The 4436-nt window shown below is 72.0% G+C and carries 5 protein-coding genes and 1 pseudogene; all 6 read right to left on the reverse strand.

From position 1 onward, the window contains the following. Window positions 1-736 precede the first annotated feature (736 nt). Window positions 737-799, reverse strand: a pseudogene (locus tag FNQ90_RS28675) (hypothetical protein); the annotation flags it as partial. Then, window positions 796-1554 (reverse strand): GAP family protein, encoded by a 759-nt coding sequence (locus tag FNQ90_RS13815; RefSeq protein WP_182606657.1) that lies wholly within the window; start codon window positions 1552-1554, stop codon window positions 796-798. The pseudogene FNQ90_RS28675 and the gene FNQ90_RS13815, both read right to left, overlap by 4 nt. An 11-nt stretch (window positions 1555-1565) precedes the next feature. Beyond that, window positions 1566-1880, reverse strand: a complete 315-nt coding sequence (locus FNQ90_RS27385) for a DUF1214 domain-containing protein (RefSeq protein ID WP_228471141.1) — start codon at window positions 1878-1880, stop codon at window positions 1566-1568. After that, the gene (locus FNQ90_RS28460; RefSeq protein ID WP_323379948.1) at window positions 1766-2425 is read right to left on the reverse strand and encodes a DUF1254 domain-containing protein; all 660 of its coding nucleotides are present in this window, start codon (window positions 2423-2425) and stop codon (window positions 1766-1768) included. The genes FNQ90_RS27385 and FNQ90_RS28460 overlap by 115 nt, the downstream gene beginning before the upstream one ends. Then, window positions 2409-3254, reverse strand: a complete 846-nt coding sequence (locus FNQ90_RS27395) for a DUF1214 domain-containing protein (protein ID WP_323379950.1) — start codon at window positions 3252-3254, stop codon at window positions 2409-2411. The genes FNQ90_RS28460 and FNQ90_RS27395 overlap by 17 nt, the downstream gene beginning before the upstream one ends. A gap of 149 nt (window positions 3255-3403) precedes the next feature. After that, window positions 3404-4168, reverse strand: a complete 765-nt coding sequence (locus tag FNQ90_RS27400; RefSeq protein ID WP_323379949.1) for a DUF1254 domain-containing protein — start codon at window positions 4166-4168, stop codon at window positions 3404-3406. Window positions 4169-4436 lie beyond the last annotated feature (268 nt).

Below are 4436 nucleotides of genomic sequence, written 5' to 3' on the forward strand. Positions count from 1 at the left end.
GGTTGGGGGTGGGGACGGGCGGCGGAGAGGCGGCCCGTCGAAGGTGAGTCGAAGGCGGTCAGGGGGCCCGGCAACCGCTGCGTCGGTTGCTGCGGCAGCCCGTTGAGGCGTGTCGAGCCGATACCGAGGCAACGACCGGATCCCCCGGGTGCCACCGACGCCCCGCACGAAAGGGTGTGAACCTCCCCGGGCAGGTCTCGATCATGGGCTGGGACAACCGGGACACCACGATCATGGCCTCTCACCCGCCGCTCACCACGATTGACGCCGGCCTCGCCCGGGTCGGCCGACAGCCCTACGATTGCTCGGTGCCATCGCTTCCCGGCCCGAGCCCGGTGTGGGCGCCGTTTTCCGCCGTCTCGTCGTCCGGGAGTCCCCCCGAGGGGGCACCGCGCCCGTGGGTGGTGTCGTCGGCACAGGGAAGACCGCAGTGGCTGCGGCGGGAAGGCCGGTGCCCTCCCCACGGGATCCCACGGGTCCGATGACACGGTCCGCGGGTCGTGCGTCGGCAGGGGGAACGGTCATACCGGGGCCGGAGGCCGGCTCCCCATCCCGGGCCGCGAAAAACACGGGAATGGGTCACCCGCCGGTCTCCGCCGCGTCGACCGCCGCCCGCACGGTGGGATACACCCGCCGCAACTCCTCCTCGGCCCCGGCGGTGCGCAGCACGTCCCTCACCGCCGAAGGCGACGTAGAGGATCAGCGCCGCCGGCGCGGCGTAGAGACCGACGACGGGCGAGACGCCGGCGATCGTCGCGTAGGCGAGCGCCTCGGGCACCAGGACCGCCCACACGGTCATCCCGGCCAGTGCGTCCCGTGCCGGCCACCGCCGGCGGTGACCCCGCACCGAGGGGGACAACCGGAACACGCGCGCCCGCAGGAGGAGAGATCGCTGATGGCGCCACCGACCAGCTTCGCGGCGAGGAGCAGACAGATCACGCTCACGATCGCCGAGTTGTGCCTCTCCATCCAGAGCTTGAGACCGTCGAGGATGTGCCGCGAGCGCTCCTCGAGGGCGAAGTGGAGCACGACCGGTGTGCCGGTCCCCAGTGCCCCGATCACGACGAAGACCGCGAGCGCCACGGCCTGCCCACCGGCGGACGCGTCCGTCCGCGCGATCGTTGCCGCGGCGGCGATCACGAGCAGCAGGTTCTTCGGGTTGAGTGCGGACAACACGATCCCGAGGACCCCCGCCCTGACGGGGGTGAAGGAGTCGACCGCGTGCATCCATTTGGGCAGCGCCGGCTCCTCGTCGCCGCGCGGCCGCTCGCGCCAGTGCTTCACCGCCACCCACAGCAGCAGCGCGCCGAGCACCGGGTCCAGTGCGCTGACCCAGCCGGCCGGCTCCCCCTGCTCGCCCGGACCCGCGCCACCGGAGACCAGCAGCACGATCGTGCCGACGAGGGCCGGGCCCAGGACCCACCCCGGGAGCAGCGCCGGCCCGTTGGAGCGTGCCCGGGGTGTCCCGATCATCAGCACCACCCCGATGATCGGGAACGGGCTCAGCGCCACACCGACGCCGTACGACAGGATCTGTCCGATGGCCTCGCCCACGACCGTCTACCTCACGCCGGTTCGATCTCGCCCGGCCGCCGGCTTTGGTCGAACCAGCTTTCGAGCGGACCGTAGAGCCGCAGGATGGTGAACCACCCCTTGCCGGGGACCGTCCGGACCCAGTTCGCCTCCCTGCCCCGCGGTGGGGTCGGGCCGAACCGGATGACCGTGTCCCCGTTGCCCTCGGCCCGCACGGCCCCCGAGAGGCTGTTCACGCCGGGGTAGGGGTCCTCGGTGCGCAGCAGCGACCGGGTCTGGGTGTCGTAGACGTCGATGGCCCAGAAGTTCCTCGCCGGGATGTTCTCGGGGAGGGTGAGCGGTAGCAGGAGAAGGTCGAGGCCCGTGAGACGAAGTAGCCGTCCGGAACCTCTCCGTCGTGGTCCGGGGGCAGGAAGAGGTATTTGCCTCCCTTGCCCTCGTCGGGCCCGGCGATCCCCATGTCGGCGACGTAGCGCTGCCACATGTCGTTGACGACGCTCAGCGAGCCCTCCGGCACCTCGATCACGATCGGGCCGTCCCGGTCGAGCGCCATGAAGGTCATTCCGTGGGTCGTTTCCGTGTTTCCCGTCAGCAGCCTCGGTGCCGAGGTACACCGCGGCGCCGTGTAGCCGATCGTGCGGTAGTCGATGCCGAGGCTCAGCAGTCCGCGCCGCATCGCCAACAGGGTGGCGCCGGGCTGGCAGTCGAGGAAGGTGTCGATCCCGCGCAACAGGTCCAGGGCGTCATAGCCGCGGGTGACCGTGTCGGGCAGGGGCAGGCCGTCGAAGAACTCCATCGGTCCGAAGACCGTCTCCAGCCGGTCCGGGATACCGATGGACTCCAGGGTCTCGTCCGAGACGCCCGGGCTGGGCGCGTCACTCACGTCGGGCACGGTGGGTGTCCTCCTCAGGGGGTCGTTCGCCGGGAACCGCGTTCCGGTCGTCCCTCACGCCGACCGTCGGGCGTGCCCTGCCCCGCACCGGCTCGGTGGTGTGAACCGCCGACCCGTGCCGGGCTCGTACACGCGCCCGGGCCGCCGCGCACGGTCGGTCCAACGCCTCGATCCCGCCCGGGCGCCAGGTCCTGTCGAAGAACGGCAGCAGGGGGCTGTAGAGCCGCAGAACCACGAACCATCCCCTGCCCGGCAGGGTTTGGATCCAGTTGCCCTCCGGAACGCCGTCGGGCCGGTCGGGCCCGAAGCGCACCGTGGTCATGCCGTCCGCGTCGGCGGTCGCCGCCGGACTCGGGTGGGTCTGGCTGCCCGCCCGTGGGAACCGCTGCGGGGTCTCGATCATCGAACGTGTCTGGTTGTCGTAGACGGTGCACGACCAGAACCGGGCGGCGGGGATGTCCGGTGGGAGCACCAGACGGTAGTGCTTGCCGCCGTCCAGGGCCCGGCCCTCCCGGTCCGCGAAGGAGAACAGGTACTGCGAGCCGACATCGGTCAGCCGGGTGGCGAACGGCGGGCTGATGCCCACCGCCAGGTACCACCAGGACCGCAGGTTCAGCTTCCGGGCGCCGGTGCTCGGATGGGTCTCGACCCCGCTGTCGGTGACGTCCGCGGGCGGGGTCATGAAGTCGTGGCCGGACGCGAGCAGGCCGTTGACCCACCGGGAGGACGGGCCGTAGAAGTGGGCGTCCTCGGACGGGCGCGGCCGGCAGGCCAGGGTGCGGGCCGTGGCGTTCCCGACCGCCGCCGCCTCGGTGAGGATCCTCCGCATCCGCGCGTCCGGCTCGAAGGGCTCTCCCCTGACGATCCCGATCGCCGCCAGAGGGCCCGTGATCTCGGGATCGAGCGCCTCGGGTGACTGGTCCTGCACCAGCTCGTTCGCGAAGTCGAAGTAGGTCGCGTCCGCGGGTGGGACCGTGTTCAGGGGAAGGCCGGTGCCCTCGACGAAGCGGGGCGGGTCGGCCCGTCGGAGCGCGGCCGTCCAGGTCTCCGCGGTCCACGGCAGCGGCGGGGCCGTGCCCCCGGTGACGATCTCCGCGACGCCGGTGCCGTACAGCCCCGGCACGTAGCGGTGGATGCGCAGTCTCTCCCTGACCCGCTGGACCACCGGCCCGGGGTCATCACCCTCCAGGAACGCCCGCCCGCCCAGGATGAGCCGCGTGGTGCGGACCCGGTGGGTGAAGAACCCCCCTCGGGGAGGGGGCCGTTGTAATCGGGCGGTACGAAGAGGTAGGCGCCGCCGGTCCCCCGACCGGGTCCGGGCATGCCGGGGTCCGCGACCCAGCGGAACCACAGGTCATTGACGAAGCCGAGGGTGAGGGGCGGCATCTCCACCACCACCGGTCCCTCCGTCAGATCGAGGAACGTCACGAAATAGACGGGGTCCGCGTTCCCGGTCAGCAGCACCGTACCGGCGTCCATGAACTCCGAGAAGATCGGGACGTCGTGGTCCTCGATCCCCGCGTCGAGGAATCCCCTGCGCGCCGCCCACAGGTTGACCCCGGAGTACGCGTCGAGGAAGGCACGCACGGCGTGCAACCCGTCCAGGTGGTCGTAGAGGCGGTCGGCGGTCTCATCGGTGGGCACGCCCAGCGGGAACTCCAGGGTGCCCGGGTGCGTCTCGATCCGCTCGGGAGTCGAGATCGACTCCATGACCCGCGGGGAGATCTGCGCGGTGTGCTGCACGGAATCGCTCCGTTCTCGGGAAAGGTCCCTCGCCGACCTTGGCCCCGTCCCGTGCGGACCGCCACCGCACGCGGGCCGTCGGAGGGACCCGGAGGCCCGGCGGTGGGGGCGCCTCGCCCCGCCGGTCGCGGGGCGAGGCGACCGGCGGGAGCGGTCACCGTCCCCGGCAGGACCGCGCTGTGGTCCATCCCCGGCCGGACGAACCACTCACGCGCAGGGCGGGTCGGTGTTCTCCGGGGAGGGGAGTGACCCGGCGACCGGGCGGGGA

It is taken from the genome of Streptomyces alkaliphilus, from assembly GCF_014141535.1.
Lineage (GTDB): Bacteria > Actinomycetota > Actinomycetes > Streptomycetales > Streptomycetaceae > Streptomyces > Streptomyces alkaliphilus.

Bases quoted from the DNA above. Each gene is read 5' to 3' on its own strand.
- FNQ90_RS27395 (WP_323379950.1), bottom strand. From the start codon at position 3,254: ATGCGGAGGATCCTCACCGAGGCGGCGGCGGTCGGGAACGCCACGGCC.